This window comes from Burkholderia sp. PAMC 28687, assembly GCF_001577465.1.
In the GTDB taxonomy this organism is placed as follows: domain Bacteria; phylum Pseudomonadota; class Gammaproteobacteria; order Burkholderiales; family Burkholderiaceae; genus Caballeronia.
Genome location: NZ_CP014505.1, coordinates 224,907 through 249,136, shown reverse-complemented (window position 1 = coordinate 249,136; position 24,230 = coordinate 224,907). Strand labels below are relative to the sequence as shown.

Below are 24,230 nucleotides of genomic sequence, written 5' to 3'. Positions count from 1 at the left end.
ACTGATTCCCTCGACTCCCCTACCGGCTCCCCGCCGTTCCCATCATGATCAAGCAAGCGCTCCTTTCCGTTTCAGACAAGTCCGGCATTGTTGAATTTGCGAAATCGCTGTCCGAGCTGGGCGTAAGCCTGCTCTCGACCGGCGGCACCGCAAGACTTCTCGCCGATGCCGGCCTGCCCGTCACCGAAGTCGCCGACTACACCGGCTTCCCGGAAATGCTCGACGGCCGCGTGAAAACGCTGCATCCAAAGGTCCACGGCGGCATTCTGGCGCGTCGCGACTTGCCTGAACACATGGCCGCGCTCGAGCAACACAATATTCCGACCATCGACTTGCTGGTGGTGAATCTGTATCCGTTTGTGCAGACGGTATCGAAGGAAGAATGCTCGCTGGAAGACGCGATCGAGAACATCGATATTGGCGGTCCGACCATGTTGCGTTCGGCGGCGAAGAATCATCGCGATGTGACCGTGATCGTCGATCCTTCGGATTACGCGACGGTTCTCGAGGAAATGCGCTCGGGCAACAACACGGTCAGCTATCCGACGAACTTCAAACTCGCCACCAAAGTGTTCGCGCACACGGCGCAATATGACGGCGCGATCACGAACTACCTGACGAGCCTGACCGAAGCGCTTGAACACAAGAGCCGCAACACGTTTCCGTCGACGTTCAATCTTGCATTCACCAAGGTCCAGGACCTGCGTTACGGCGAAAACCCGCATCAAAGCGCAGCGTTTTATCGTGACATCGCGACGTCCGCGGGCGCACTCGCGAACTACGAACAGTTGCAGGGCAAGGAACTGTCGTACAACAACATCGCGGATTCCGATGCTGCATGGGAATGCGTGAAGACCTTCGACGTGCCGGCCTGCGTGATCGTCAAGCATGCGAATCCGTGCGGCGTGGCGGTCGGCGCGGGTGCGCACGAAGCGTATTCGAAGGCGTTCCAGACAGATCCTACTTCGGCGTTCGGCGGCATTATCGCGTTCAATCGCGAAGTCGATGAAGCTGCGGCCCAGGCGGTCGCCAAGCAGTTCGTGGAAGTGCTGATGGCGCCTTCGTTCAGCGACGCCGCCAGGCAGATTTTCGCGGCGAAGCAGAACGTGCGTCTGCTGCAAATCGAGCTCGGCGACGGTCACAACGCGTTCGACCTGAAGCGCGTGGGCGGCGGCTTGCTGGTTCAGTCTCTGGATTCCAAGAACGTTCAGCCGCACGAATTGCGCGTGGTCACGAAGCGTCATCCGACGCCGAAGGAAATGGACGACCTGATGTTCGCGTGGCGCGTGGCGAAGTACGTGAAGTCGAACGCCATTGTGTTTTGCGGCGGCGGCATGACGCTCGGCGTGGGCGCGGGGCAGATGAGCCGCGTGGATTCGGCGCGCATCGCGAGCATCAAGGCACAGAACGCGGGGTTGTCGCTGGCGGGATCTGCCGTGGCGTCGGACGCGTTCTTCCCGTTCCGCGATGGCCTCGACGTCGTGGTGAACGCGGGCGCGACCTGCGTGATCCAGCCGGGCGGCTCCATGCGCGACGACGAAGTCGTGGCAGCCGCGGACGAGCACAACATCGCGATGGTGCTCACCGGCACGCGCCACTTCCGTCATTAAGCACGACACCCGGAACGTCCGATCTTCGCAAAGCCCGGTGGCCGGCAGGTTCACCGGGCTTTTTACTTTTTGCGCCGCGCTGTTAGTATCGCAAGCACTACGTTCCAACGGCATTCCATGAGAATTCTCGGCATCGACCCGGGCCTGCGCGTGACTGGATTCGGCGTCATCGATAAAACCGGCCACACGCTGACCTACGTGACCAGCGGCGTCATCAAGACCGCGGACGCCGATTTGCCGTCGCGTCTGAATACGATCTTCGAGGGAATTTCGACGCTCGTGCGGCAACATGCGCCGGATCAGTCGGCTATCGAAAAAGTGTTCGTCAACGTCAATCCTCAATCCACGCTGCTGCTCGGCCAGGCCCGCGGCGCCGCCATTTGCGGACTGGTCGCGAACGGCGTTCCGGTCGCCGAATACACCGCGCTGCAATTGAAGCAGGCCGTGGTGGGCTATGGCCGCGCCACGAAAGAACAGATGCAGCAGATGGTCGTGCGCTTGCTCGCGCTTTCGGGCGTACCCGGCACCGACGCCGCCGATGCGCTCGGCATGGCCATCTGCCACGCGCACGCGGGCGGCGCGACGGCGATCCTCGGCGGCATTGCGCCATCGCTGGCTAAAAAAGGCCTGCGCGTACGGCGCGGCCGCCTTGTCGGCTAACTCCATTACAAGTTCCTCAACATGATTGGTCGCATTGCAGGCGTCTTGCTTGAAAAAAACCCGCCGTATCTGCTCGTCGATTGCGGTGGCGTAGGCTACGAAATCGCCGTGCCGATGAGCACCTTCTACAACCTGCCGAACAGCGGCGAAAAGATCGTGCTCCTGACCCAGTTGATCGTGCGGGAAGACGCGCATCTGCTGTACGGCTTCGGCACCCAGCCGGAGCGCACGACTTTTCGCGAATTGCTCAAGATCAGCGGAATCGGTGCGCGGATGGCCCTCGCGGTGCTGTCAGGCATGAGCGTCCAGGAACTCGCGCAAGCGGTGACCATGCAGGACGCCGCACGCCTTACGCGAACCCCCGGCATCGGTAAAAAGACGGCGGAGCGGCTGTTGCTGGAACTGAAAGGCAAGCTCGGCGCAGATCTGGGCACGGCAGCAGGCGCGGTGGCGGGCCCGGATCACGCGAGCGATATTCTGAACGCTTTGCTGGCATTGGGTTACTCCGAAAAGGAAGCGCTCATGGCGGTAAAGAATGTCCCCGCCGGGACAGGCGTTTCAGAAGGCATCAAGCTGGCCTTGAAGGCGTTGTCGTTTCAACCCACACGCTGATGCGCAAGCGCGACTCGAACTTGCTTAAGCGGGAACGGTTTTAGTCTCCCACGCTGTTGATCCGGCCAACAGTCGGCCGATTGGCCAGCTTTCGGTGCTTTAGTCACGCGGTACAATCGACGCATGATAGAAACCGACAAACTCGCTGCCGAACGCATCATTTCGGCTACTCCCGTCTCGCCGAACGAGGAAGTGTTCGAGCGGGCGCTGCGGCCGCGCCAGCTCGAGGAATACGTCGGGCAGGAGAAGATCCGGGATCAGTTGCAGATCTTCATCGAGGCCGCGCGCAGGCGCTCCGAGGCCCTCGATCACGTCCTGCTGTTCGGGCCGCCGGGCCTTGGCAAGACCACGCTCGCGCACATCATCGCGCGGGAAATGGGCGTGAATCTGCGGCAAACGTCGGGGCCGGTGCTGGAACGCGCCGGCGATCTTGCAGCCCTGCTGACCAATCTAGAAAAGAACGACGTCCTTTTTATCGATGAAATCCATAGGCTCTCGCCGGTCGTCGAGGAGATCTTGTACCCGGCGCTCGAGGATTATCAGATCGACATCATGATCGGCGAAGGACCTGCGGCGCGCAGCGTAAAGCTGGACTTGCAGCCGTTCACGCTGGTTGGCGCCACCACGCGCGCCGGCATGCTGACGAATCCGCTGCGGGATCGCTTCGGGATCGTGTCGCGGCTCGAGTTTTATACGGCGAGCGAACTGGCGCGCATCGTCACGCGGTCGGCATCGCTGTTGAAGGCGAACATCGTCCCGGAAGGGGCGTTCGAGATTGCAAAGCGTGCGCGTGGAACGCCGCGTATTGCGAACCGTTTGCTCAGGCGTGTGCGCGATTACGCCGAGGTGCGGGCAAACGGCAATATCACGGCAGATGTCGCCGATGCCGCCCTGAAGATGCTCGATGTCGATCCCGTCGGCTTCGACCTGATGGACCGGAAGCTACTGGAAGCCATCCTGCACAAGTTCGATGGAGGCCCGGTCGGCGTCGACAACCTGGCTGCGGCAATTGGCGAAGAGCGCGACACCATTGAAGACGTGCTGGAACCTTATTTGATCCAGCAAGGCTATCTGCAGCGAACGCCGCGCGGCCGTGTTGCCACGCTGCTGACGTATCGTCATTTCGGACTCGCAGCGCCGGACGCGGGCCCGGTTCGCGATCTTTGGGACGCCAACCAGCCCGGTTAATGGATCAGCGCGGCACTTCCTTCAGGTCGTCGTCGCTGCTCGGGGCGGCCAGATGCGCGACATCCCCCCACGACACGACTTTCGCATGGCCGTCCTCGAAGTCTACTGTGTTGATGCTCGTGTTCAGCAAGAGCCAGTCGCGCGGCACTTCAAGTAGAATGCCACGCGCAAAACGATAAATACAATCCAGCACGCCGCCATGCGCGACACACGCAATCCGTCCACCCGGATGCGCGGCGATGATCGGCGCAACGGATTTCAACACCCGCTTCGAAAACTCTCGTTGAGACTCGCCGCCTGGCGGCGCGAAATCGGGATCGTGGCTCTGCCAGACCGCATGTTCAGCAGGGAATTTGGCACGAATCTCGGCGCTGTCGTGACCTTGGAAGTCGCCATACAAACGCTCGCGCAAGCCCTGGCTCAAATTCAGCGATAACCCGAGCGCTTCCGCAAATGGCCTGGCCGTTTGCTGTGCGCGCTCCAGGTCGCTGGAATAGACCGCGTCAAGGCGCGCGCCGGATTGGGACTCGCGCACCAGGCGCTGGGCGAGCTGTTCAGCTTGCACAAGTCCACTCGCGCCCAGTGGAATATCAATATGCCCCTGAATCCGTTTGATGCGATTCCAGTCGGTCTCGCCGTGCCTGATGAAAAGGACTTGCGTAATCATGGGGATTCCAGAAGATGCGCCTGGGTTCGATCAGCGCTGAAAGAATGCATCACGGACGCACTTGCAGCCAAAACGTTACCGGTCCGTCATTGACCAGCGACACCTGCATGTCCGCGCCGAACTCGCCCGTTTCGACAACCGGATGCGCGGCGCGCGCCTGTGCCACAAAGTGGTCGAAGAGCCTGCGGCCTTCGTCGGGAGGCGCTGCGGGCGTGAAGCTCGGCCGCAAGCCGCTGGATGTATCGGCGGCGAGGGTGAACTGCGATACCAGCAGCACGCCGCCCGGGCGGCCGCTGCCGTCGATATCCCGGACCGGGAGATTCATCTTGCCCGCGGCGTCGCTGAAAACCCGGTACGCCAGCATCTTCGCGAGCAGCTTGTCCGCCGTTGCCGGCGTATCGCCGCGTTCGGCGCACACAAGCGCCAGGAGCCCGGCATCGATCGCACCGGTCACGCGGCCTTCAACACGAACATCGGCGCGCAGGACGCGCTGAATGAGCGCGATCATGGATTCAGGCGGTCAGCGTGACGCGTGCGAAGCGGCGCTTGCCGACCTGCACGACAAACTCGCCGGCTTCGATCTTCAACGCCTTGTCCGACACCGTTGCGCCGTCGATCTTCACGCCGCCCTGTTCAATGTTTCGCAACGCTTCGCTAGTAGATGGAACCAGCCCCGCCTGTTTCAGCAATTGCCCAATGGCAAGCGGCGCACCGCTCAACGTCACCGATGCAATCTCGTCCGGCACACCGCCCTTCGCACGATGATTGAAATCTTCAAGCGCCCGCTCTGCATCCGCCGATGAGTGGAAGCGCGCGACGATTTCCTGCCCGAGCAGCACCTTGAAATCGCGCGGATTACGTCCGCCTTCGGCTTCGCTCTTGAATCGCGCGATCTCTTCCATGCTTCTGAATGACAGCAGTTCGAAGTAGCGCCACATGAGCGTATCGGAGATGCTCATCAGCTTGCCGAACATGTCCGTTGGCTTCTCGCTGATGCCGATGTAGTTGTGCTTCGACTTCGACATCTTCTCGACGCCGTCCAGCCCTTCCAGCAGCGGCATGGTCAAGATGCACTGCTGCTCCTGGCCGTACTGCTTCTGCAGCTCGCGTCCAACCAGCAGGTTGAATTTCTGGTCCGTGCCGCCGAGTTCCAGGTCCGCGTTCAGCGCCACCGAGTCGTACCCCTGCATGAGCGGATACAGCAACTCGTGAATGGAAATGGGCATGCCACCCTGATACCGTTTGGTGAAATCCTCACGCTCGAGAATGCGCGCAACCGTGTAGCGCGAGGCGAGCTTGATCATGCCGTCGGCGCCGAGCGGCATCGACCATTCGCTGTTGTAGCGCATCTCGGTCTTTTCGCGATCCAGCACCAGCGCAGCCTGTTCGAAATACGTCTTTGCATTGGACTCGATCTGTTCACGCGTGAGTGGCGGGCGCGTGGCGTTACGCCCCGACGGATCGCCAATCAACGATGTGAAATCGCCGATCAAGAAGATGACCGTATGGCCGAGGTCCTGGAGCTGACGCATCTTGTTCAGCACAACCGTATGGCCGATGTGAATGTCAGGCGCGGTCGGATCGAGGCCTAGCTTGATACGCAGCGGCTTGCCGCTCAGCGCGCTGCGCGCGAGCTTTTGCGCGAATTCGGTTTCAATGAGCAGTTCATCACAACCCCGTTTCGCGATGGCAAGCGCAGCCTGCACTTCGTCGGTCAGGGGCAAGGTTTTCGCAGCCGAAGCCGGAGAGTCGTTCGGTTCTGTGGTCATGCTTGCAACTTCTCGGATGATTTGTTCGGGACGCGGACAAGGCGCGCGTCGGGTAATGGTCGCGGCGCTGCGGCACTGCTGCGCTGACTGGCAAGCGCGAAATCAGCGCGGCTTTCGCTTGGTTCAGGGATCGGATTTTACGTGATGTCGTGCGCGTTCGCCCCGTTTTCCCCGCGCGTTAGCCATTCGGCCAGGTTTCGGCGGCAACGAGCGCGGATCTTGAGCGTAAACATGGCCGAATGGCTAACGTCGAGGCCGACGGCTTAACGACGCGCTTCGTTGCGTGGATAATCTAACCGTGGCGGCCGTTTTGACCGCATGAATGCATCGAAAAGGAGAGACAACGTGGCGCGACGTAGTGAGGCGGTAGAAGCAGGCAGCGCAGCGGATGGTGTCTATTTCGGGCTCATGTCCGGCACGAGCATGGATGGCGTGGACGGCGTTGCCGTGCAATTCACCGCGGGTCAGCCACCCATTGTGCTCGGCGAGGCGCATGTGGGGTTCTCGGAAGGCCTGCGTGAAGCGCTTTTCGCTCTCCAGGCGCCCGGGGACAACGAACTGGAACGCGAGGCGCTGGCGGCAAACGCGCTGGCTACACGCTACGCGGTGTGCTGCCATGAACTGGCGAGCATGAGCGGCTACTCGGCGGCAAAGGTTCGCGCCATTGGGGTCCACGGGCAAACGGTGCGGCATCGGCCGGAGAAGGGTTATACCCGGCAAATCAACAATCCCGCGTTGTTGGCGGAGATGACAAACATCGATATCGTTGCGGACTTTCGCAGCCGCGACGTCGCTGCCGGCGGCCAGGGCGCACCGCTTGTCCCGGCCTTTCACGCGACGGTATTCGGTTCGAAGAACGAAACCCGCGTGGTCTGCAATCTGGGAGGCATCAGCAATATCACGGTTTTATCGGCGGGTGGCGGAGTGCACGGGTTCGATTGCGGTCCGGCCAATGCGTTGCTCGACGAATGGGCGCATCGCCATCTGAATCGTCCATTTGACGAAGGGGGCCATTTCGCATCGCAAGGACAAGTGAACCGTTCGTTGCTGAACAATCTTCTCGATGAACCATTCTTCGCACAGCGGCCGCCCAAAAGCACGGGGCGTGATTTGTTCAACCCCGCATGGCTCGATGCCAAGCTCGCGGGATTCGACACGGTTTCACCTGCAGACGTACAAGCGACGCTCGTCGCTCTCACGGCGATCACAATCGCGCGCGAGATTGAACGGCATGCATCCGATTGTCGTGCGGTCTATGTGTGCGGTGGTGGCGCACGCAATCCGATACTCATGAACGCAATCCAGCAGGCGCTCGCCGAGACTGGCGTGTCCGGCGCGCCCGTCATGACGACCGACGCGCTCGGTGTGCCGCCCCAGCAGGTGGAAGCGTTGGCGTTCGCATGGCTGGCAATGCGCTGCGTGGCACGCGAAGCGGGGAACGTGGCGGCCGTAACCGGTGCCGCAGGTGAACGGGTTCTCGGTGCCATCTATCCGCGCTGAGCTGCGCTAGGCCACGCCGAGCTGCGCTAATGATCCGCCCGGTGGAAATAAAAACGGAGCCCGAAGGCTCCGTTCATCAAAACATCCAACCGTGAACTCCATCCGGAATCAGGCCGAGAACGACGATCCGCAACCGCACGTGCTGGTCGCATTCGGATTCTTGATCACGAACTGGGCGCCGTTCAGGTCGTCTTTATAGTCGATCTCGGCGCCAACCAGGTACTGATAGCTCATCGAATCGATCAGCAACTGAACACCTGCTTTATCCATTACGGTGTCGTCTTCGTTGATGGCTTCGTCGAACGTGAAGCCATACTGGAAGCCCGAACAGCCGCCGCCTTGTACGAACACGCGCAGCTTCAGCTCCGGATTGCCTTCTTCGTCGATCAGTTGCTTGACCTTGTCAGCGGCTGCGTCCGTGAAAACGAACGGCAGGGGCATTTCGGTCGTGGGGGTATCGGTGACAGCGTTCATTCGAACTCTCCAAAAAAGCTTCTAGGGACTATTGTAGGGCTGATCTCAATATCGTGCTGGAAGCCCATGTAATCAATAGGCTATCGCGCCACACTATTCCGAATTTGCCGCAGCTGCTTGATTCGATCTTCATCGGTCAGCGGCTGCCGTAACGAAAAAAGCCGCCAGCGCATGCACGCAGACGGCTTTCCAAGCAATTTCGCCACCAAAGCAACAACAGCGACGAAACGCCAGACAGCTTAACGCTTCGAGAATTGTTTCCGGCGACGTGCCTTGTGGAAACCAACCTTCTTACGTTCGACTTCACGAGCATCGCGGGTAACGAAGCCGGCTTGCGACAGCGTGGGCTTCAGCGTTGCGTCGTAGTCCATCAGCGCGCGCGTGATGCCGTGGCGAACTGCACCGGCCTGACCCGTTTCACCGCCGCCGTTCACGTTGACCTTGATGTCGAACGTGGTGGCGTGGCTCGTCAGTTCGAGCGGCTGACGCACGATCATCAGCGACGTTTCGCGCGAGAAATAATCAGCAATGGGCTTGCCATTGACGATAATCACGCCCGTACCGGACTTGATGAACACGCGGGCAGTGGCGCTCTTGCGGCGGCCCGTACCGTAATTCCAATTACCGATCATATGGGCTCCCTTTAGATCTCGAGCGCTTTAGGCTGTTGAGCCGTATGCGGATGCGTTGCGCCAGCGTAGACCTTGAGCTTCTTGATCATAGCGTAGCCGAGCGGACCTTTCGGCAACATGCCCTTCACAGCTTTCTCGAACGCGCGGCCCGGGAAGCGTTCTTGCATCTTGTTGAACGTCGTTTCGTAGATGCCGCCCGGATAGCCCGAGTGACGGTAGTACTTTTTGTCAGTACCCTTGTTGCCCGTGACGCGCAACTTGCTGGCGTTGATGATGACGATAAAATCGCCAGTGTCGACGTGCGGGGTGAACTCGGGTTTGTGCTTGCCGCGAAGTCGGGCGGCCACTTCACTGGCGACACGTCCGAGAACCTTATCCGTCGCGTCAATCACGTACCATTCACGCGTCACCTCATGGGCTTTTGCGGAAAACGTCTTCATGATCGATCCAAAAAATAATTCTGCCCTGCTTTGTCCCGCTTGTATGTTCGTGCGCATCGAGGCGCGTGCGGGCTCTCCCTGGTTCTCGTCCGCGGGCATGGTGCGGATAGAGAACTTTGAATTATAAGGGAAATTTCAGCGCGAAGTCAAAACAAGCGAGCACGGGGCTCAAATCAGGCGAAATTGCGCCCGCCAAGCCGCTTGATTGCAAGTTCCCGCGCGTCGCATGGCTAACCTGCATAACCTGCAGCATAGGGAGCAGGCGAAAAAAAGCCCGAGCCTTGGGCTCGGGCTGAATCCACCTAGGAGGAGGTGGAGGAGACAGGAGCAAGTATATGAACTGGGTTTGTGCAAAGCAAGTAAATTTACTTGGTGAGATTGAATTTCATAATGTAAAACAATGAAATAAACCGTCGACCGTCCAATTAATCCTTTGAATCATATACTTAAGGTCGCCACCCTTTCATCCTGGACTGCGACCCGGCGCTGATATTCCCTCCTTCTGGCAGGGATTTTCCCGATTTACGCACCCGACCGCGCCGCAGCACGCCTATTGAAAAACCGACCGGGAAACGCCAGTTATGATTCCAGCAATAAGCTAAAACGCTACAATCGGCAGGAATTGAAACGTGCCGGACGGCACCGGAGTTTTTTCATGGAATGCAAAGTTAGCTGGATGGGACAAGACGGAATGGCGTTTGCCGCCGAGACGGGCAGCGGCCATCTGGTCACCATGGATGGCGCTCCCGAAGGCGGCGGCCGCAACCTGTCGCCGCGTCCAATGGAAATGGTCCTGCTGGGGACGGGCGGCTGCACGGCGTACGACGTCGTGATGATCCTGAAGAAAAGCCGTCAGGAAGTGGCCGGATGCTCAGTGACGCTCAAAGCCGAACGTGCAAGCGAAGATCCGAAAGTCTTCACGAAGATCCACTTCCACTTCACGGTGACGGGCAAGAACCTGAATCCGGCGACCGTCGAACGCGCAATTACGCTTTCGCACGATAAATATTGCTCGGCGTCGATCATGATCGCGAAGACTGCCGAACTGACGCATTCATTCGATATAGTTCCCGGCTAAGCGCGCCACATCAAAAGAAGACGAAAAAAAGCCGGCGTCAGTTCAATTCTGACGCCGGCTTTCTTTCTGATTAGTCACAAAGCAGGCCGATAAGCCGGATTCTGTGCGCGCGCAACGCCCGAAAGCGTGACGCGCGTGGCAGCCATTCCTCTAGTCGCGCCATTACTGACGCGCTCAAGCTCCCTACCCGCAGACGAGACGGAGGCACCGTCCTGCATCTCGAAGATGCGCGCCTGCCTACTTGGAATTGCTCCGGGTGGAGGTTACCGTGCCGGTCTGCCTTGCAGCAGCCGCGGTGCGCTCTTACCGCACCGTTTCACCCTTACCTGATCCCCAGGCTTGCGCCCGGGGCCATCGGCGGTTTGCTTTCTGTTGCCCTGTTCCGCGTGTTGCCACGGATGGCCGTTAGCCATCACCCTGCCTGTTGGAGTCCGGACTTTCCTCGCCCTCCCCGGCCGAAACCGGTTCAGCCGCGACTGCCTGGCCTGCTTTGCGAGGCGAATTTTAGCATGGGCGGATCGTACGGATGCCGCCGATCAAGCCCCGATCCGCTGGCGGCCCGGCCGGAAAACGTGCGGGTCGTCGTAGAAGGAGCGCGCTTCATTTTCCTGCCACCATCCCGGCACGCCCAGCACGGGCAGCGGGGTGAAACATCGGCTGGAAACGGGTTCGCTGGCAAGGCGGTCGGACACGTGCAGGTCGAGGATGGCGCGGCGTTCGGCATCGGCGGCGAGGAAATAGGCCGGCTCGACCTCCACGATCCACGCGTGTCCCGTGCACGCCTTGTATGGCGCGATCAGCTTTTCCAGCAGCGCGTGGCCGAAGATGTGCGCTTCGCAAGCCTGCCCCCAGGCCGCCCGATGTCCAATAAACACAGCGCGCCAGTCAAACGCCCGAAGCGCCGCGGTGAGCAGCGGGTCGGCGCAGGCGAACAGGATGGCGTTTTCATCGAAGAGTGTCAGGGCATCGCGGGCGGCGCCGCGGCTTGGTCCAATACCGAGTGCATCGATTTCGGTGGCCTGGCGCGCGTTCAACGCAGCCTTGATGCGCGGATACTGGAACCACATCGCGCCATTGAAGAAATCATGCAGATTGTGGCGCGTCGGAACGCAGCCGGTCGCGGCGATGTGCCCTTCATACGACGCGCCCGCAGGAAGATCGTCCTGCGCAATAAACGATAAAACCTTTCCACGCCCCGTCACGCGCGGTTCGGCGCGTGCATCGGCGTTCAGCGTGGAGAGGTATGCCGGATAACTTTCAAGCGCTGACTGCTGCCAGCGTGTGCCGCGATCGGCCAGCGGCGCAAGCCACCCGCGCGACCAGTCGATGTCGCTGAAACCCGGCACTGGCCGGGCATCGAACAATCCCGCCGGTCGGCCAGCGTTTTGCGCGGGACCAGACATGCGGGGCGCGGCTTTAAACCAGCCGCCAGCCTATTGATTCACCGCCGCCGAGCGGCACGATTTCATTCTCGCCCGCCATGAATTCCGCCGGCAACGTCCATTCCTCGCGGCGCAACGTCACGTGCTCCGCAGCGCGCGGCAAGCCGTAGAAATCGGCGCCATGGAAGCTCGCGAAACCTTCGAGCTTGTCGAGCGCGCCGGCTTGATCGAAGGCCTGGGTGTAAAGCTCGAGTGCATGCAACGCCGTATAACAGCCTGCGCACCCGCAAGCGTGCTCTTTCAAGCCCTTCGCGTGCGGCGCGCTGTCCGTGCCGAGGAAAAACCGCGGATTCCCCGATGTCGCCGCCGCCAGCAATGCCACGCGGTGCGTTTCGCGCTTCAAGACCGGCAAACAGTAGTAATGCGGCCGGATCCCGCCAACAAAGAGCGCATTGCGGTTGTACAGCAGATGATGCGCAGTCAGCGTGGCGCCGGTCGGGCCGTCGGCATCGCGGACGTAATCGGCGGCATCTTTGGTCGTGATGTGCTCGAACACCACCTTCAGCGCTGGAAAATCACGACGCAAAGGCGTCATCACACGGTCGATAAACACCTTCTCCCGATCGAACATATCAATGGCCGGGTCCGTCACTTCGCCATGAACCAGCAGCGGCAGATCATGCTCCTGCATCGCTTCCAGCGTTTTTGCGCACTTGGCGATGCTCGTCACGCCGGCATCTGAATTGGTCGTCGCGCCCGCAGGATATAGCTTCACGCCATGCACGAAGCCGCTTTCGCGCGCGCGGCGGATCTCGTCGGGCGGGGTGTTATCGGTGAGATACAGCGTCATCAGCGGTTCGAACTTTGCGCCCGGGCCATCTTTCGGCAAAGCAGCCAGAATCCGCCCGCGATACGCCGCGGCCATTTCGGTCGTGGTCACTGGCGGCCGCAGGTTCGGCATGATGATCGCTCGGCCAAACTGGCGCGCGGTATGCGGCAAGACAGCGGCGAGCACGGCGCCGTCGCGCACGTGCAAATGCCAGTCATCGGGACGCGCAAGCGTCACGGAATCAACAGAAACGGTCGATACGGCGGAGGGAGCGGAAGCGGACATTGGCGTGATGACGATGAAAAAATCGGATAACGAAAACGGAATCGGGCTGGCGGCGCGCTGACTTTCTTTGGTTGCGTTCCCAAACCGGTAACTTTGCCTCGCGGCCAGCCCTGCACCGTGGAAATTCAACAACGATGCCGCCCGCGGCCCGACGACGCGAATTATTTGGCGGTTTCGTCGGTGCTATGCTCTGGTTACCCCGTATTGTAACGGGTAGCTCCATTCACCCAGTCTGCAGCCCCAGCAATGTGCCAACTTCTCGGAATGAACTGTGCGGAACCCACGGACGTGACCTTTTCGTTCACCGGGTTCGCGGCGCGTGGCGGCGTGACTGACCATCACGCAGACGGCTGGGGCATCGCATTCTTCGAAGACAAGGCGTGCCGGCTTTTCATCGATCACCAGTCGTCGGCCAGTTCGCCGCTCGCCGAGATGGTAAAACGCTATCCGATCAAGTCGAAGAACACGATTGCGCATATCCGCAAGGCGACGCAAGGCCATATCCTGCTGGAAAATTGCCATCCGTTCATGCGCGAACTGTGGGGCCGCCACTGGATCTTTGCGCACAACGGTGACCTGAAGGATTACAAGCCCTGCCTGAACGGCCAGTATCAGCCCGTCGGCACAACCGACAGCGAACTCGCGTTCTGCGCACTGCTGCAAGGATTGCGGCGAGAGTTTCCCGGCTGCCAGCCGCCGCTCGACGAACTCTTCGCGGCGCTCGAAAGACTGACGCGGGAAATCACGCAATTCGGCGTATTCAACTTCCTGATGTCGAATGGTCAGGCGCTGTTCTCGCATTGCTCGACGCATTTGTACTATTTGGTGCGGAGCTGGCCGTTCTCCACAGCGCATCTGATCGATGCCGACATGTCCATCGACTTTGCGAAATACACCACGCCGGAAGATCGCGTGGCGGTGATCGCGACGTCGCCACTCACGGACGACGAAGTCTGGACCCGTTTCGAGCCGGGCGATCTCGCGTTGTTCCAGCACGGCGCACTGCTGAAAACGGTCAACGTGCCGGTTCCGGCCGATGTCGCGGAAAAAGCGCGCGAGCCGTTATGCAAGGTTTGCGTTGAATCGGTGCTGCGGGCGGACTCGATTGAAACCACCGCCGACGTGGAAACAGAACTCGGCATTGAATAGCATCGCACGTTGAAGATCACCTGAACTCACGCTCGTTCCACTCATCCGGGAGCACATGCCATGTCAGGAAAGTTCGTCATCGATAAAGCCCGCAACGGCCAGTTCTACTTCAATCTTCGCGCCGGCAACGGCGAACCCATCCTCAAAAGCGAAATGTACGTGACGCGGGCTTCCGCAGAACACGGGATTGCATCGGTGAAAACCAACGCGCTGCTCGATGAACGCTACGAGCGCAAGACCGATAAAAGCGGCGCGCCGTACTTCAACCTGAAGGCGGGCAATCACGAGATCATCGGTGTGAGCGAGTCGTATAGCAGCACGTCGGCGCGCGATGCCGGCATCGAGTCCGTGAAGAAGAATGCGGCCGATGCGGTGACGCAGGACAATACGAAAGTGCATGAATGAATGGAAAAGGCCGTTCTCAATGTAAGTTGAGAACGGCCTTTTTTGCATGATGTGCCCAGGCATGCACTTGCCCCGGCGCATCAACCTCAATGCAGGATCTTTGCCAAAAAGTCCTTGGCGCGATCCGACTTCGGATTTTCAAAGAACGCTTCCTTCTTGTCGTCTTCGACGATCAGGCCGCGGTCCATGAAGATCACACGATGCGCCACCTTCTTCGCAAAGCCCATTTCGTGTGTGACGCACATCATGGTCATGCCTTCCTGCGCCAGCTCGACCATCACGTCGAGCACTTCGTTGATCATTTCCGGGTCGAGCGCGGAGGTCGGTTCGTCGAAAAGCATGGCGATCGGATCCATCGATAACGCCCGTGCAATCGCCACACGCTGCTGCTGACCGCCGGATAGTTGACCGGGGAATTTATCAGCCTGGGCAGAGAGACCCACGCGATCCAGCAGCTTCAATCCCTTCGCCGTTGCTTCGTCCTTTGAACGCCCAAGCACCTTGATCTGCGCGAGCGTCAGATTCTGCACAATCGACAAATGCGGAAACAGCTCGAAGTGCTGGAATACCATGCCGACCTTCGCCCTCACCTTCGACAGGTTCGTTTTCTTGTCGCCTATCGACTGGCCGTTGATGCTGATCTCGCCCTTCTGGAACGGCTCGAGTCCGTTCACGGTCTTGATCAACGTCGACTTGCCCGATCCCGATGGACCACACACCACGACCACTTCGCCTTTTTTGACTTCCGTCGTGCAATCGGTGAGCACTTGAAACGGGCCATACCACTTCGAAACATTCTTGAGTGAGATCATCGAGCGACCTTTTTCTGAAGACTTTTGACCAGACCGGATGCAGCCAGGCACACCACGAAATAACAGGCGCCAGCGAACAGCACCATCTCGACGGTCGTCCCGTCGCGGTCACCCACGTTCGTCGCCGTGCGGAAAAAATCCGCAAGACTGATCACGTACACAAGCGACGTATCCTGGAACAACACGATAGCCTGCGTGAGCAAGAGCGGCACCATTGCGCGAAACGCCTGCGGCAGGATGATGAGTTTCATCGACTGCATGTAGGTCATGCCGAGCGCGAACGCCGCGTTCACCTGACCGCGCGATACCGCCTGGATGCCCGCGCGAATGATCTCCGAATAGTACGCGGCTTCGAAGAGCGAGAACGCGACCATGGCGGAGGCCAGGCGAATATCGACTTCCGCCGATAAACCCAGCACATTCTGCAGGAATTGCGGCACGATCAAAAAGAACCACAGCAGGACCATGACGAGCGGTATCGATCGGAACAGCGTGACGTAGGCCTTCGCGAACCATTCGAGCGGCTTCACGCCTGAAAGCCGCAGCAACGCGAGCACCGTGCCCCACAGGATCCCGAACACGAGCGCGAGCAGCGTGATCTTGAACGTGATGATGGCGCCGGTCCACAGCGTGGGCAGCGAACTGACTATGCCGCTCCAGTTGAAATGATGCATTACTTGCCTCCAATGTAGCCGGGCAACCGGGTCTTCGCTTCGACCCAGCGCATCAGTTGCATGACGACCAGATTGATCAGCATGTAGGCAAGCGTGACGGCAATGAACGACTCGTATGATTGTGCGGTGTAGTCCACGAGTTGCCGCGCTTGCGCCGACAACTCGAGCAGACCAATGGTCGATGCCACCGCCGAGTTCTTGAACACGTTCAGGAACTCTGACGTGAGCGGCGGCACGATCATGCGATACGCGACCGGCATCAGGATGTACCGGTACGTCTGCCATTCGGTAAAGCCCATTGCGAGGCCCGCGGCGCGCTGTCCGCGCGGCAACGTGGCAATGCCCGATCGCACTTGCTCGCACACGCGAGCGCCGGTGAAGAGCCCCAGGCAGAGAATGGATGATGTATAGAACTGCACGTTGGGCGGCAGTTGCTTGAACCAGTTGCCAATGGATGGCGGCAGCAATTCGGGTATCACGAGATACCAGATGAAGAACTGCACGAGCAGCGGTATGTTACGAAAGATCGCGACATAGGTCGTGCCGGCAGCCGCAAGTTTGCGGTTGGGCAGCGTGCGCAGAATACCGAACAACGAACCCACGACGAGCGCCACGACCCATGACGCAAGCGACACGGTGACGGTCACCCAGAAACCGGAAATAAGCCAGCCGAGATAGGTTGTCGGCTCGCCGGTCGAGACAGGGCTTAGGAAAACGCCCCAGTTCCAGTGGTAGGACATGAACTCCCTCCAAAAGAAAACGGAAGAAGCAGCGCTCCTTCCGTTTCCATCAATCCAGACGAGATCGAGATTAGTCGATAGCCTTGTCGTTCGGGCTCTTGAAAAGAGCCTTCATGTCGTCGCTTTCCGGGAAGTTCAGGTTCAGGCCCTTCGGCGGAATCGGGCTTTCGAACCACTTCTTGTAGATCTTGTCGCCTTCGCCCGAGGTTTCGACCTTGGCGATGGCGTCATCGACTACCTTCTTGAACTCCGGATCGTTCTTGCGCAGCATGCAACCGTAGGCTTCACGCGATTGCGGCGCACCGACAATCACGAAGTCCTGCGGGTTGCTCGACTTGGCACGTTCGCCGGCCAGCAACGCATCATCCATCATGAAGGCAACCGCGCGTCCCGTCGACAGCGTCAAAAACGAATCGCCGTGATCTTTCGCGCTGATGATGTTCATGCCCATGCTCTTGTCCTGGTTCATCTTGCGAAGCAGGCGCTCGGACGTGGTACCGGCGGTCGTCACGACCGTCTTGCCCTTCAGGTCGGCAAAGTCCTTGATCCCCGAATCCTTCTTGGTCATCAGGCGCGTGCTGATCACGAAGATGGTGTTGGAGAACGCGACTTGTTGCTGACGTTCCAGGTTGTTCGTGGTCGAGCCGCACTCGAGGTCGATCTGGTTACCCGTTACGAGCAGCAGGCGGTTTTGCGACGTCACCGACTTCTGCTGGATCTTCAGGTTCGGCATGTTGAGCTTTTCCTTGACGGCGTCGACCACCTTCAAAGCGAACTCATACGAGTAGCCAATGACTTGTTGCTTGTCGTCGTAATACGAGAACGGAATCGATGATTCGCGGAAGCCCAGGTAGATATTTCCTGAATCCTTGATCTTCTTGAGCGTGTCGTTATTTTGCGCTTGCGCGCCTGAGGCAAAAACACCCAATGCAGCGAGCAGCAGTGCGGCTTTTTTAAACTTCATGGTCGTGATCTCCTTGAAAACCGGGGCAATTTTAGCAGGGTAATAAATTTGAAAGAATGAATGTTGTCCACACTTGATAATTTTGAGACACCCGCTGTATGCCTTGCGCAGCGCGCACTTTAACGACTTTTCGGTCATCGTGGTTCGTCTCTTCAGTTCTTTTATTTCTTGCGCAAAAAGCCCGGGATGTCGTTCGAGACACCACCGGGCAATTGATGCGTTTGTTGCTTTAATGCGGCCTCATGAAAATCCGCGCACGCAAACGTTCTCAGAGACCAAAGTCATGGATAAAGGCCGCGCATTTCGCGAGCTTGAAGAATCCGTGTACACGCCACGATAAACGCCGCCGTCCGCACGGACACGTTGTGCTCGCTTGCAACAGTCCACACCGCAGCGAACGCTTCGCGCATCACGCGTTCGAGGCGCTGGTTGATTTCATCTTCGGTCCAGAAGAAGCTCGAGAAGTCCTGCACCCACTCGAAGTACGAAACCGTCACGCCGCCGGCGTTCGCGACCACGTCGGGAATCACGAGAATGCCCTTGTCGTGGAGGATGTCATCGGCTGCGGTCGTGGTCGGGCCGTTGGCGCCTTCCACCACGATCTTCGTGCGGATCTTGGGCGCGTTTTCTTCCGTGATCTGGCCTTCGAGCGCGGCCGGAATCAGGATGTCGCTTTCGATGGTCCAGAACTCGTCCTTGCCGATCACATCGGCGCCTTCGAAGCCGCTTACGCCGCCATGCTTGGCTACGTGATCGAACAGCGCGACTGCATCGATACCCGACGACTGGTAGAGAGACCCCGTGTGGTCCTGCACCGCAACCACTTTCGCACCGGCTTCCTGGAACAGGCGTGCTGCGATCCCGCCGACGTTACCAAAGCCCTGCACCGCGATCCGTGCACCTTCGATATCAAAGCCGATCCGGCGTGCCGCTTCCGAACCGACCACGAACACGCCGCGTCCGGTCGCTTCCTTGCGGCCGAGCGAGCCGCCCAGCGAGATCGGCTTGCCGGTGACCACGCCCGTTGCCGTCTGGCCCTGGTTCATGGAGTACGTGTCCATCATCCACGCCATGATCTGTTCGTTGGTGTTCACGTCGGGCGCGGGAATGTCCTGATTCGGCCCGATGATGATGCCGATTTCGCTGGTATAGCGGCGTGTCAGGCGTTCCAGTTCACCGCGCGACAACGTGCGCGGGTCGACGCGAATACCGCCTTTCGCGCCGCCGTACGGCACGTTCACCGCCGCGTTCTTCACCGACATCCACGCCGACAGCGCCATCACTTCCGACAACGTCACATCCTGGTGGTATCGCACGCCGCCCTTACCCGGTCCGCGCGACATGTTGTGCTGCACTCGATAACCTTCGAAGTGCGTGACCGTGCCGTTATCGAGTTCGATGGGGCAATCGACGATCAGGATGCGCTTTGGGCGCTTGAGGGTTTCGATCCAGCGCGACAGCGAGCCGAGATACGGCGCGACGCGGTCGACTTGCTGGAGATAGTTGCCCCAGGGGCCGAGATGGGTGGAGTCGAGATAAGACGGGATGGCGTGTTGAACAACGGCTGCAGGATGTTCTGGTTGCTGCGAAGACATTGAAGCTCCAACGTTGTGTGGAATGCGTTCATTGTCGAAAATTCGCTTATTGAAATCCAATGCCGTTTCATCATTGCGTTATGTTTATCTTGCATAACGCTGGAAACGCTTACGGGGTTTGGGTTTCAACCGACCGGGAGATCTCCTCCCCGACCGCTTCCCAGAGATTTCGCATCAGCGCCTGGCGCGGGTCATCGCCTTTTGACGCCATCTTGTCACGATACAAACGGATTTCCATGGTCAGCGTGAATTGACCGGCGGGCGTGCCGCGCGTTCCACGGTCCAGACGGATCAAAAGACCTTCATCGACTTCGTTGGCGACCGCGCTGTGCGGCAGGAACGCCACGCCGTGGCCGGCGAGGGTCATGGCCTTGAGCCCTTCGGCCATATCGGTTTCGTAGACTTTTTCAAGGTAGAGCCGCGCCGGCGATGTCGCGATGATCACCTCCGTCATCCGTCCAAGGTAGGCGTTGGGCGTGTACGAGAGATACGGGATGAGGGCATCGGCGGCGCCGGGCAAGACATGACGCGCCCGTCCGCCTTTGTTCACCGATGAAAACGGGCTGATCAATTCGGCGCCCAGCGTGAGCATGTCGTAGCGCGCGGGATCGAGCGCGACCGGGTGGCTCGGATGGTGATAGCCCATCACCAGATCGCAGCCGCCTTCCACCAGCGATAAAACCGCGTCGTGCACGTTGAGCGCGCGCAAACGCGTGTTGATACGCCCGAGCCGCGCTTCGATGTGCTGCAGCCATCGTGGGAAATAGGTCAGCGAAAGCGTGTGCGGAACCGCAAAGTCGATGGTTGCATCGGGCACACCGGTCTGTCCGCGCAAAAGCGTGCGTGCTTCGTGAAACTGAGAAAGCATCGCGAGGGCTTGTTCGTAGAAGACCTGTCCGGCCTGCGTCAGGCGCGTCGGATACACCGACCGGTCGATCAGGTCCGTGCCGAGCCACGCTTCGAGCGCCTGGATGCGGCGCGAAAACGCCGGTTGCGTGATATGCCGCATTTCGGCCGACCGGCTGAAACTACGCGTCTCCGCAAGGGAGACGAAATCTTCGAGCCATTTCAGTTCCATGCTGCGCCTTGGGGCTGGTTGGGGTGCGTTCAGGGACGCACCGGCATTTTACCGTTGCGCATGAACGGTTCGCACCATTGTCACGCTGGCCGCACATGGGCGGTGCTGCGGTGAAGTGGTATCGGTGCGTGGTGTTGCGTGCGATTGGTAGGGCGATTGGGACAGATCAAACGCCGAGGCGCGCTGACATACGTTTCTGGAGACATTGGCTGAAAAGATGGATCTGATTGGCATGATGCTTGCAAATTCTCGTCGGCTCCGCGTTGCAGTCCCACTCCGAGGACCCGATGAAAAACCTGATCACATCCCTGAAGAGCGGCAACTGGCGTTCGCTGGTTGCGTGCTTCCTCTACTTCGATACCGGCTTCACCGTCTGGGTGCTCTACGGTCCGCTAGCGCCATTCATCAGCAAAGACATCACGATGACCGCCGCGCAGCAAGGCTTCCTCGTCGCGGTGCCGGTGCTCGCCGCCGCGATCCTGCGCGTGACGCTCGGCAACCTGTATCAATCTACCGATGGCCGCCGTGTCGCGCTAATGGGCGTGCTGCTTTCATCCGTTCCGACGATCGTGTTGCCGCTGTTCTCGGGCACGCCGTCGTATTCGCTGCTGCTGGTTCTAGGCGTGTTTCTCGGCATGGGCGGCGCAAGCTTCGCAGTTGCGTTGCCGATGGCGGGCAGCAACTATCCGCCGAAAGTCCAGGGCCTGGTTCTCGGGCTGGCTGCGGCGGGAAATATCGGCGCAGTGCTCGACGGTTTCCTTTTCCCCCATCTCGCCGATGCCTTCGGCTGGAAGATGGCAACCGCCGCCGCATTGCCGCTGCTCGCCATCACGGCAATTGCGTTGTTTGCGTGGGCGTCGGATAGTGGCGTGAAAAGTGGCAGCACATCCCGCGCGATGGTCAGCTTCGGCATCACGTTAGCCGGCTTGATTGTCCTGGTGCTGGCGGTGTATGGCGGCGTGTTCGGCGGCGGACGCACGGGCGTCCTGTTGTTGCCAGTGCTGGGCGCGTTGCTTGCCATTGCTGTGTTGCCAAAACACTACCGCGCCGTGCTTGGCGAGCGCGATACGTGGGTGGTCATGCTGATCTACAGCATCACGTTCGGCGGGTTTGTCGGCATGTCTTCGTATGTGACGTTGCTGCTGACCAATCTTTATCAAATGCCGAAGATCGAAGCCGGCATCTTCATGGCGATGCTCGCAGCGCTCGGCGCTATTGTGCGGCCGTTTGGCGGGTATCTTGCCGATCGCGTCACAGGCGTGCGTGCACTGCTTGTCCTGCTTGCTGTGATCGCGGCGGCTGATTTCGCTTTTGCTATCTGGATGCCGCCGGTGGCGGGTGGTATAGCGTTGCTGGTTTGCCTTTATCTGTGCTTCGGGCTTGGCAATGGCTCGACGTTCCAGCTCGTGCCGCAAAGGTGGAAAGGCAAAACGGGATTGTTATCCGGAATTGTTGGCGCTGCGGGCGGGATTGGCGGGTTCTATCTGCCCGTGATCATGGGGATGGCGAGGGAAAGTACCGGAAGCTACCAAATGGGCTTCGCGACGTTCGGCGTGCTGGCCGTGTTCGCGTTCGGCTTCCTGCTGGCGCTGCGTACGCAGTGGCTTACGTGGGCATCGCCGGAAATGGTCGGCGTTGGGCCGGGCGGTTCCGGCACGCTGGTGCACGCCACGGAATAACGTCAAGCAGCCCAAACCAAGAAGCGTCGATGCCTTTCGCCGGCATCGACGCTTTTTTTCAAGCCCGCACCGCTTCTATGGAGTCCGCCGGCTCCGCCGCCTTCTGCTGCTGCAACGCCCACATCTGCGCAAACAGCCCTCCTGCGCGCACCAGCTCCGCGTGCGTCCCGCGCTCCACAATCCGCCCGTGATCCATCACGATGATCTGCTGCGCATGCACGACCGTCGACAACCGGTGCGCGATGATCAGCGTCGTACGTTCACGCGCGATCAGGTCGAGTTCATGCTGGATTGCGCGTTCGGATTTCGAATCGAGTGCGGACGTGGCTTCGTCGAAGATGAGGAGCGGCGGGTTCTTCAACAGCGTCCGCGCAATCGCCACGCGCTGCTTCTCGCCACCCGACAATTTCAGCCCGCGCTCACCGACCGGCGTTTCGTACCCGGCCGGCAAGCTTTCGATGAAATCATGAATATGCGCTGCGCGCGCCGCCGCGATCACTTCATCGCGCGAAGCAGAGGGGCGGCCATACGCAATGTTGTAGTAGATCGAATCGTTGAAGAGCACCGTATCCTGCGGCACGATCCCAATCGCCGCGCGCAGTGAATCCTGCGTGACGTCGCGAATGTCCTGGCCATCGAGCAGAATCCTTCCGCCTTGCTCGCGCTCCAGATCATAGAAACGAAAGAGCAATCGGCCAAGCGTCGACTTGCCTGAACCGCTGTGGCCGACCACCGCAGTCGTGGTCCCTGCGGGAATGGTGAAGTCCACGTCATGCAGGATCTGCCGCGAACTCTCGTAGGAAAAGCTCACGTTTTCGAAGCGCACTTGCGCACCGTTGACGGCAAGCGGCAGCGCGTCGGGCGCGTCGGGCACCTCCAGCCCGGCGCCAAGCAGCGTGAACATGCGGTCCATGTCCGTGAGACTCTGCTTGAGTTCGCGATACACCACGCCGAGGAAATTCAACGGAATATAAAGCTGCAGCATGAACGTGTTGATCAGCACGAGATCGCCGAGCGTGAGGCGTCCTGCAATCACGCCTTGCGTTGCGCGCCACAAGATGAACACGAGTCCCGTGCCGATAATGAACTGCTGTCCGAAGTTGAGTACCGACAAGGACCGCTGCGAGCGGATCGCCGCCGCGCGGTATCGAAGCAGATTTTCGTCGTAACGCTGCGCTTCCCATTCCTCGTTGCCGAAGTACTTCACGGTTTCGTAATTCAACAACGAATCGATAGCGCGTGAATTCGCCCTTGAATCGAGCTCGTTCATGGTGCGGCGAAAATGCGTGCGCCATTCGGTGAGCTTGATCGTGAAGATCACGTAAGTGGCAAGCGCAATCAGCGTGACGACGGCGTAATACGCTTCGTACTTCGTCACAAAAAAGCCGAGCACGAGGCCGACTTCAACGAGCGTCGGCAGGATGCTGTAAAGCGAATATGAAACGAGTTGCTGAATGCCGCGCGTGCCGCGTTCGATATCGCGCGACATGCCGCCGGTCTGCCGTTCGAGATGAAACCGCAGCGACAACGAATGCAGATGCCGGAACACCTTCAGCGCAAGCTGCCGCACGGCGCTTTCGGTGACCTTCGCGAACAGGATCTCGCGCAATTCGGTGAAAAGCGACGTCGACAGACGCACAATTGCATATGCCACCACGAGCAATCCCACGCCGCTGATCAGGATGATCGCCGCCGAATCCTGCGCGCGTCCGAGCGCGGTCAGATGCTGGATGGAACTGAGGCTGTCGATGACCTTCTTCATCACGATCGGCACGCCCAGGTTCGCCACCTTCGCGCCGATCAGGCACGTGAGTGCAAACGCCACGCGCCATTTGTACGTGGTCAGGTACGGCAGCAGCGAGCGAATGGTCTGCCAGTCGTTGCGCGGACCTTTGGCAAGGGGAACAGGTTCGGAGGGCGAATTGCGGCGCATGGATTCGAGGTCTGCAGAGGTCCGCGCCGCATACTGAACGACGCTGGACACAGGATGTATCGGGGGCGGGCGCCC

The 24,230-nt window shown here is 59.7% G+C and carries 24 protein-coding genes and 1 other RNA gene; 9 read left to right on the top strand and 16 right to left on the bottom strand.

Translation table 11 applies throughout. The annotated features are described in order from the left end of the window. Positions 1–44: 44 nt before the first annotated feature. The 4 genes from purH (at position 45) to ruvB (ending at position 4,070) form a co-directional block, all read left to right on the top strand. A complete protein-coding gene (gene purH, locus AX768_RS01195) occupies positions 45–1,610 on the top strand; it encodes a bifunctional phosphoribosylaminoimidazolecarboxamide formyltransferase/IMP cyclohydrolase (RefSeq protein WP_061998431.1) in 1,566 nt (521 codons plus the stop codon). Positions 1,611–1,727: 117 nt separating this feature from the next. After that, on the top strand, positions 1,728–2,270 hold the full coding sequence (gene ruvC / locus AX768_RS01190) for a crossover junction endodeoxyribonuclease RuvC (RefSeq protein WP_061998430.1): 543 nt from the start codon (positions 1,728–1,730) through the stop codon (positions 2,268–2,270). A gap of 21 nt (positions 2,271–2,291) precedes the next feature. Continuing rightward, positions 2,292–2,882, top strand: a complete 591-nt coding sequence (gene ruvA / locus AX768_RS01185; protein ID WP_061998429.1) for a Holliday junction branch migration protein RuvA — start codon at positions 2,292–2,294, stop codon at positions 2,880–2,882. Positions 2,883–3,005: 123 nt separating this feature from the next. Further along, entirely contained in the window at positions 3,006–4,070 is a 1,065-nt protein-coding gene (ruvB, locus tag AX768_RS01180; RefSeq protein WP_061998428.1) for a Holliday junction branch migration DNA helicase RuvB, read from the top strand. A 4-nt stretch (positions 4,071–4,074) separates the two neighbouring features. On the opposite strand, the gene AX768_RS01175 is transcribed toward ruvB, so the two are convergent. Genes AX768_RS01175 through tyrS form a run of 3 tightly spaced genes read right to left on the bottom strand, consistent with a single transcriptional unit; the run spans position 4,075 to position 6,506 of the window. Then, positions 4,075–4,737 (bottom strand): histidine phosphatase family protein, encoded by a 663-nt coding sequence (locus tag AX768_RS01175; RefSeq protein ID WP_061998427.1) that lies wholly within the window; start codon positions 4,735–4,737, stop codon positions 4,075–4,077. Between the two features lie 49 nt (positions 4,738–4,786). Then, positions 4,787–5,245 (bottom strand): D-aminoacyl-tRNA deacylase, encoded by a 459-nt coding sequence (dtd, locus tag AX768_RS01170; protein WP_061998426.1) that lies wholly within the window; start codon positions 5,243–5,245, stop codon positions 4,787–4,789. 4 nt (positions 5,246–5,249) lie between these two features. After that, positions 5,250–6,506 carry a tyrosine--tRNA ligase gene (tyrS, locus tag AX768_RS01165; protein ID WP_061998425.1) on the bottom strand — a complete coding sequence of 419 codons (1,257 nt, stop codon included), beginning with the start codon at positions 6,504–6,506 and terminating at the stop codon, positions 5,250–5,252. A gap of 408 nt (positions 6,507–6,914) precedes the next feature. Here tyrS and AX768_RS01160 point away from each other — a divergent pair, with 408 nt between their 5' ends. Continuing rightward, positions 6,915–8,006, top strand: coding sequence for an anhydro-N-acetylmuramic acid kinase (locus AX768_RS01160; RefSeq protein ID WP_062000678.1), 1,092 nt, complete (start codon positions 6,915–6,917; stop codon positions 8,004–8,006). 108 nt (positions 8,007–8,114) lie between these two features. On the opposite strand, the gene erpA is transcribed toward AX768_RS01160, so the two are convergent. The 3 genes from erpA to rplM form a co-directional block, all read right to left on the bottom strand. Then, complete coding sequence (gene erpA, locus AX768_RS01155) at positions 8,115–8,480, bottom strand: iron-sulfur cluster insertion protein ErpA (RefSeq protein WP_031357523.1); 366 nt, start codon at positions 8,478–8,480, stop codon at positions 8,115–8,117. A 239-nt stretch (positions 8,481–8,719) separates the two neighbouring features. Continuing rightward, positions 8,720–9,112 (bottom strand): 30S ribosomal protein S9, encoded by a 393-nt coding sequence (gene rpsI / locus AX768_RS01150; RefSeq protein WP_031357524.1) that lies wholly within the window; start codon positions 9,110–9,112, stop codon positions 8,720–8,722. An 11-nt stretch (positions 9,113–9,123) separates the two neighbouring features. Then, positions 9,124–9,552, bottom strand: coding sequence for a 50S ribosomal protein L13 (gene rplM, locus AX768_RS01145; protein WP_031357525.1), 429 nt, complete (start codon positions 9,550–9,552; stop codon positions 9,124–9,126). 655 nt (positions 9,553–10,207) lie between these two features. Between rplM and AX768_RS01140 the strand changes: the two genes are divergently transcribed. Beyond that, positions 10,208–10,630: an OsmC family protein gene (locus tag AX768_RS01140; protein ID WP_061998424.1), complete on the top strand. Its 423-nt coding sequence runs from the start codon at positions 10,208–10,210 to the stop codon at positions 10,628–10,630. A 74-nt stretch (positions 10,631–10,704) separates the two neighbouring features. Here the strand turns inward: AX768_RS01140 and rnpB are convergent. The 3 genes from rnpB to pyrC form a co-directional block, all read right to left on the bottom strand. Continuing rightward, positions 10,705–11,122: RNase P RNA component class A (rnpB, locus tag AX768_RS01135), an RNA gene on the bottom strand. 44 nt (positions 11,123–11,166) lie between these two features. After that, the gene (locus tag AX768_RS01130) at positions 11,167–12,033 is read right to left on the bottom strand and encodes a DUF3025 domain-containing protein (protein ID WP_061998423.1); all 867 of its coding nucleotides are present in this window, start codon (positions 12,031–12,033) and stop codon (positions 11,167–11,169) included. A 13-nt stretch (positions 12,034–12,046) separates the two neighbouring features. Then, complete coding sequence (gene pyrC, locus AX768_RS01125) at positions 12,047–13,126, bottom strand: dihydroorotase (RefSeq protein ID WP_062000677.1); 1,080 nt, start codon at positions 13,124–13,126, stop codon at positions 12,047–12,049. A 246-nt stretch (positions 13,127–13,372) separates the two neighbouring features. On the opposite strand from pyrC, the gene AX768_RS01120 reads away from it, so the two are divergent. Both AX768_RS01120 and AX768_RS01115 read left to right on the top strand, forming a co-directional pair. After that, a complete protein-coding gene (locus AX768_RS01120; RefSeq protein ID WP_082778712.1) occupies positions 13,373–14,275 on the top strand; it encodes a class II glutamine amidotransferase in 903 nt (300 codons plus the stop codon). A gap of 60 nt (positions 14,276–14,335) precedes the next feature. Continuing rightward, positions 14,336–14,680, top strand: coding sequence for a YegP family protein (locus tag AX768_RS01115; protein WP_061998422.1), 345 nt, complete (start codon positions 14,336–14,338; stop codon positions 14,678–14,680). An 86-nt stretch (positions 14,681–14,766) separates the two neighbouring features. On the opposite strand, the gene AX768_RS01110 is transcribed toward AX768_RS01115, so the two are convergent. The 6 genes from AX768_RS01110 to AX768_RS01085 form a co-directional block, all read right to left on the bottom strand. Further along, a complete protein-coding gene (locus AX768_RS01110; RefSeq protein ID WP_061998421.1) occupies positions 14,767–15,492 on the bottom strand; it encodes an amino acid ABC transporter ATP-binding protein in 726 nt (241 codons plus the stop codon). Continuing rightward, on the bottom strand, positions 15,489–16,166 hold the full coding sequence (gene gltK, locus AX768_RS01105; protein ID WP_061998420.1) for a glutamate/aspartate ABC transporter permease GltK: 678 nt from the start codon (positions 16,164–16,166) through the stop codon (positions 15,489–15,491). Before gltK ends, AX768_RS01110 begins: the two co-directional genes overlap by 4 nt. Beyond that, positions 16,166–16,906 carry an amino acid ABC transporter permease gene (locus AX768_RS01100; protein ID WP_061998419.1) on the bottom strand — a complete coding sequence of 247 codons (741 nt, stop codon included), beginning with the start codon at positions 16,904–16,906 and terminating at the stop codon, positions 16,166–16,168. Before AX768_RS01100 ends, gltK begins: the two co-directional genes overlap by 1 nt. Positions 16,907–16,976: 70 nt before the next feature. Beyond that, entirely contained in the window at positions 16,977–17,870 is an 894-nt protein-coding gene (locus tag AX768_RS01095) for a glutamate/aspartate ABC transporter substrate-binding protein (RefSeq protein WP_056355718.1), read from the bottom strand. A 281-nt stretch (positions 17,871–18,151) separates the two neighbouring features. Beyond that, positions 18,152–19,465 (bottom strand): Glu/Leu/Phe/Val family dehydrogenase, encoded by a 1,314-nt coding sequence (locus tag AX768_RS01090; protein ID WP_061998418.1) that lies wholly within the window; start codon positions 19,463–19,465, stop codon positions 18,152–18,154. A gap of 109 nt (positions 19,466–19,574) precedes the next feature. After that, a complete protein-coding gene (locus tag AX768_RS01085) occupies positions 19,575–20,543 on the bottom strand; it encodes a LysR family transcriptional regulator (RefSeq protein ID WP_061998417.1) in 969 nt (322 codons plus the stop codon). A gap of 287 nt (positions 20,544–20,830) precedes the next feature. Here AX768_RS01085 and AX768_RS01080 point away from each other — a divergent pair, with 287 nt between their 5' ends. Beyond that, positions 20,831–22,222: an MFS transporter gene (locus AX768_RS01080; RefSeq protein ID WP_061998416.1), complete on the top strand. Its 1,392-nt coding sequence runs from the start codon at positions 20,831–20,833 to the stop codon at positions 22,220–22,222. A 58-nt stretch (positions 22,223–22,280) separates the two neighbouring features. Here the strand turns inward: AX768_RS01080 and AX768_RS01075 are convergent, their stop codons facing one another. After that, complete coding sequence (locus AX768_RS01075; RefSeq protein ID WP_061998415.1) at positions 22,281–24,155, bottom strand: ABCB family ABC transporter ATP-binding protein/permease; 1,875 nt, start codon at positions 24,153–24,155, stop codon at positions 22,281–22,283. Between the last annotated feature and the right edge of the window lie 75 nt (positions 24,156–24,230).

Coding starts and splice junctions, on each gene's coding strand:
- purH (WP_061998431.1), top strand. CDS start 45: ATGATCAAGCAAGCGCTCCTTTCCGTTTCAGACAAGTCCGGCATTGTT.
- ruvC (WP_061998430.1), top strand. CDS start 1,728: ATGAGAATTCTCGGCATCGACCCGGGCCTGCGCGTGACTGGATTCGGC.
- ruvA (WP_061998429.1), top strand. CDS start 2,292: ATGATTGGTCGCATTGCAGGCGTCTTGCTTGAAAAAAACCCGCCGTAT.
- ruvB (WP_061998428.1), top strand. CDS start 3,006: ATGATAGAAACCGACAAACTCGCTGCCGAACGCATCATTTCGGCTACT.
- AX768_RS01175 (WP_061998427.1), bottom strand. CDS start 4,737: ATGATTACGCAAGTCCTTTTCATCAGGCACGGCGAGACCGACTGGAAT.
- dtd (WP_061998426.1), bottom strand. CDS start 5,245: ATGATCGCGCTCATTCAGCGCGTCCTGCGCGCCGATGTTCGTGTTGAA.
- tyrS (WP_061998425.1), bottom strand. CDS start 6,506: ATGACCACAGAACCGAACGACTCTCCGGCTTCGGCTGCGAAAACCTTG.
- AX768_RS01160 (WP_062000678.1), top strand. CDS start 6,915: ATGTCCGGCACGAGCATGGATGGCGTGGACGGCGTTGCCGTGCAATTC.
- erpA (WP_031357523.1), bottom strand. CDS start 8,480: ATGAACGCTGTCACCGATACCCCCACGACCGAAATGCCCCTGCCGTTC.
- rpsI (WP_031357524.1), bottom strand. CDS start 9,112: ATGATCGGTAATTGGAATTACGGTACGGGCCGCCGCAAGAGCGCCACT.
- rplM (WP_031357525.1), bottom strand. CDS start 9,552: ATGAAGACGTTTTCCGCAAAAGCCCATGAGGTGACGCGTGAATGGTAC.
- AX768_RS01140 (WP_061998424.1), top strand. CDS start 10,208: ATGGAATGCAAAGTTAGCTGGATGGGACAAGACGGAATGGCGTTTGCC.
- AX768_RS01130 (WP_061998423.1), bottom strand. CDS start 12,033: ATGTCTGGTCCCGCGCAAAACGCTGGCCGACCGGCGGGATTGTTCGAT.
- pyrC (WP_062000677.1), bottom strand. CDS start 13,126: ATGTCCGCTTCCGCTCCCTCCGCCGTATCGACCGTTTCTGTTGATTCC.
- AX768_RS01120 (WP_082778712.1), top strand. CDS start 13,373: ATGTGCCAACTTCTCGGAATGAACTGTGCGGAACCCACGGACGTGACC.
- AX768_RS01115 (WP_061998422.1), top strand. CDS start 14,336: ATGTCAGGAAAGTTCGTCATCGATAAAGCCCGCAACGGCCAGTTCTAC.
- AX768_RS01110 (WP_061998421.1), bottom strand. CDS start 15,492: ATGATCTCACTCAAGAATGTTTCGAAGTGGTATGGCCCGTTTCAAGTG.
- gltK (WP_061998420.1), bottom strand. CDS start 16,166: ATGCATCATTTCAACTGGAGCGGCATAGTCAGTTCGCTGCCCACGCTG.
- AX768_RS01100 (WP_061998419.1), bottom strand. CDS start 16,906: ATGTCCTACCACTGGAACTGGGGCGTTTTCCTAAGCCCTGTCTCGACC.
- AX768_RS01095 (WP_056355718.1), bottom strand. CDS start 17,870: ATGAAGTTTAAAAAAGCCGCACTGCTGCTCGCTGCATTGGGTGTTTTT.
- AX768_RS01090 (WP_061998418.1), bottom strand. CDS start 19,465: ATGTCTTCGCAGCAACCAGAACATCCTGCAGCCGTTGTTCAACACGCC.
- AX768_RS01085 (WP_061998417.1), bottom strand. CDS start 20,543: ATGGAACTGAAATGGCTCGAAGATTTCGTCTCCCTTGCGGAGACGCGT.
- AX768_RS01080 (WP_061998416.1), top strand. CDS start 20,831: ATGAAAAACCTGATCACATCCCTGAAGAGCGGCAACTGGCGTTCGCTG.
- AX768_RS01075 (WP_061998415.1), bottom strand. CDS start 24,155: ATGCGCCGCAATTCGCCCTCCGAACCTGTTCCCCTTGCCAAAGGTCCG.